The 2,656-nt window shown below is 62.6% G+C and carries 4 protein-coding genes; all 4 read right to left on the bottom strand.

The features are described from left to right. Positions 1-764, bottom strand: a 764-nt coding sequence (gene lpxI, locus EOA28_RS31920) for a UDP-2,3-diacylglucosamine diphosphatase LpxI (protein WP_128315665.1), incomplete at its 3' end; no start/stop codon positions are given. Next, on the bottom strand, positions 751-1,590 hold the full coding sequence (lpxA, locus tag EOA28_RS31925; RefSeq protein WP_127250269.1) for an acyl-ACP--UDP-N-acetylglucosamine O-acyltransferase: 840 nt from the start codon (positions 1,588-1,590) through the stop codon (positions 751-753). The genes lpxI and lpxA, both read right to left, overlap by 14 nt. A 15-nt stretch (positions 1,591-1,605) precedes the next feature. Next, the gene (gene fabZ, locus EOA28_RS31930) at positions 1,606-2,067 is read right to left on the bottom strand and encodes a 3-hydroxyacyl-ACP dehydratase FabZ (RefSeq protein ID WP_095818698.1); all 462 of its coding nucleotides are present in this window, start codon (positions 2,065-2,067) and stop codon (positions 1,606-1,608) included. Further along, a partial coding sequence (lpxD, locus tag EOA28_RS31935) for a UDP-3-O-(3-hydroxymyristoyl)glucosamine N-acyltransferase (RefSeq protein ID WP_128315666.1) occupies positions 2,060-2,656 on the bottom strand: 597 nt, incomplete at its 5' end. The genes fabZ and lpxD, both read right to left, overlap by 8 nt.

Consider the following 2,656-nt stretch of genomic DNA (forward strand, 5'->3'; position numbering starts at 1 on the left):
TGAGCGGCCTCGACCGTCTGCGGGCCAATGGTGGGCAAGTCGGCCCGCAATTCCTGACCCGGCTTGGCGCATTTGACCAGCACGCCGCGCGCCTTGCCGGCCAGCCTGCCATGACCGCGCAAATCCTGCATTCTGTCGAGCAGACCGGCTGTGCCCTCAATGCCTTCCAGCGCCACGGCGCGACCTCCGATCGCAATCGCCGCCTGGCCGATATCGAGTGCGCCGATGGCCTTGGCCGCCTTGCGAGCGGCCTCGATGTCGCGCCAGTCGGACTGGTTTGGTCCGGCCGCCGTCAATGTGCCTTCGCTCGCCGTCAGTTCCGGAACGACCTCGTGCGCGCCGACGACCTTGACGCCTCGCGTTTCGAGGGCTCGGGTCAATATCTTCAACAGGCCATCATCGCCGCGTCGCAAAGCTCTGACCACAGAGGGAATTATCGCCAGCAGACCAAGTGTCGGCCTTATCTTGCTCAACCGCGGCCTGCGTTTGATCTCGCCGGCAAGGACGAGGTGGGTGATGCCCTGCCGCCTCAGCAACGGAAACAGCAGGCCGATGTCCTCCAGCGCAAGTTTTTCCTGATCGTAGGCCGCAAAGTCGGCCTCGCGGTCGACCTCACCGGCGGCGATGATGATGAAGGGCACAAAACCGTGCTTGACCAGGCCCTCCGCCACTTCGACGGGCAGGCTCCCACCGCCGGCAATGATGCCGACCTTCGAGCCCGGCGCGAGTTGGAACCCTGATGCGGCGCGCTCAGGCCTCGTCATCGCCGCTGTCATCGTCGCCGCCACCCTTCAGCGGCGGGACCGCATAGTGCCGCTTGCCGCCGCTGGCGATGAAGTCGATCATCTTCGTGGCGGCAGGAGACGAGGAGCCGAATTCCGCCCTGGCGAGATCGATATTCTCCGCGACGCTGCGGGAACGGTCGAAAATCGACCGATAAACCTTGCGCAGCAGGTAGATTTCCGAGCGCGGCAGGCCGGAGCGCTTGAGCCCGATGATGTTCAGGCCGCGCAGCTTGGCGCGATTGCCGGCGGCGATCGCATAGGGGATGATATCGCCGACAACCGCCGAGCAGCCGCCGATGAAGGCGTTGTCGCCAATGCGCACGAACTGGTGAACGGCGGTCAGCCCACCGATATAGACATTGTCGCCTATCTCGCAATGGCCACCAAGCGTCGCGCCATTGGCGAAGGTCGCGTTCTTGCCGACGACGCAATCATGAGCGATGTGGGCATAGGCAAGGAAATTGCCGTTGTCGCCGACACTCGTCTCGCCGCGGCTGGAATCGGTGCCGACATGCATCGTGACGCCTTCACGGATGGTGCAGTTCTCACCGACGACCAAGGTGGTGCGTCCGCCCTTGTGCTTGGTGTTCTGCGGCGGCGCGCCGAGCGTCGCCATCGGATAGACCTTTGTTCCGGCTCCGATGGTTGTTGCGCCCATCACCGACACATGGCTGACCAGCTCGACGCGGTCGCCGATGATTGAATCGGCGCTGATATGGCAAAAGGGTCCGATGCGGACACCTTTGCCGAGCCGGGCTCCTTCTTCGACGACCGAGGAAGGATGGATAGATGTCTCGACTTTCATGAGCATTTCGAACCGTCAGCCGGTAACCATCATGGCCGAAACCTCGGCTTCGGCGGCTTTCGCGCCGTCAACCATCGCCTCGCAGGCGAATTTCAGCAGGTTGCCGCGTTTCTTGATCTTCTTGACGTGGATCCTGAGCTGATCGCCCGGAACCACGGGTTTGCGGAATTTCGCGTTGTCGATGGTCATGAAATAAACCAGCGAGGGCTTTTCCGTGTTGAGGCTGCGAATGCAGATCGCGCCGGCGGTCTGGGCCATCGCCTCGATGATCAGCACCCCGGGCATGACCGGCTGTTGCGGAAAATGGCCCTGGAAATGCGGCTCGTTGATGGTCACGTTCTTGATGCCGACCGCGGACTCGTCGCCGTCTATATCGACGATACGGTCGATCAGCAGGAACGGATAGCGGTGCGGCAGGAGCTTCATGAGCCCCATGATGTCAACCGCCTCGAGTGTCGTTGCCACCATGTCAGCCATTTCCGTCGCCTTGCTTGCGCGTTCTGGCCATCCTGCGCAGCATCGCTATCTCGCGCATGGCTTCCGCCATGGGCTGCGCCGGGTAGCCTCCCCAGACCTCGCCTGCCGGCACGTTGTTCATGAATCCACTTCTCGCAGCAAGCTTGGCTCCCGGCCCGATGGTCAGATGATCGGCGAGGCCGACACCGCCACCCATGGTGACGTTGTCGCCGACGACGACGGAACCGGAAATACCCGAAAGGCCCGCTATAATGCAATTGCGGCCGATGCGAACATTGTGGGCGATCTGCACCAGATTGTCGATCTTTGTGCCCTGGCCGATGATGGTATCGGACATCGCACCGCGGTCGACGGTCGAATTGGAACCGATCTCGACGTCGTCCTGGATGATGACGCGGCCGATCTGCGGCACACGTTCAGGTCCCTTGGCGCCGCCCACGAAGCCGAAACCGTCCTGGCCAATCCTTGCGCCGCCATGGATGATGACGCGATTGCCCACAAGCGCATATTGGATGCTGGCTCCCGGGCCGATGAACCCGTCGCGACCGATCTGGCAGGAGCGGCCGACAACGGCGTGAGGTGCAATGAC

The organism is Mesorhizobium sp. M2A.F.Ca.ET.067.02.1.1 (genome assembly GCF_004023285.1).
Classification (GTDB): domain Bacteria; phylum Pseudomonadota; class Alphaproteobacteria; order Rhizobiales; family Rhizobiaceae; genus Mesorhizobium.

Bases quoted from the DNA above. Each gene is read 5' to 3' on its own strand.
- lpxA (WP_127250269.1), bottom strand. From the start codon at position 1,590: ATGAAAGTCGAGACATCTATCCATCCTTCCTCGGTCGTCGAAGAAGGA.
- fabZ (WP_095818698.1), bottom strand. From the start codon at position 2,067: ATGGCTGACATGGTGGCAACGACACTCGAGGCGGTTGACATCATGGGG.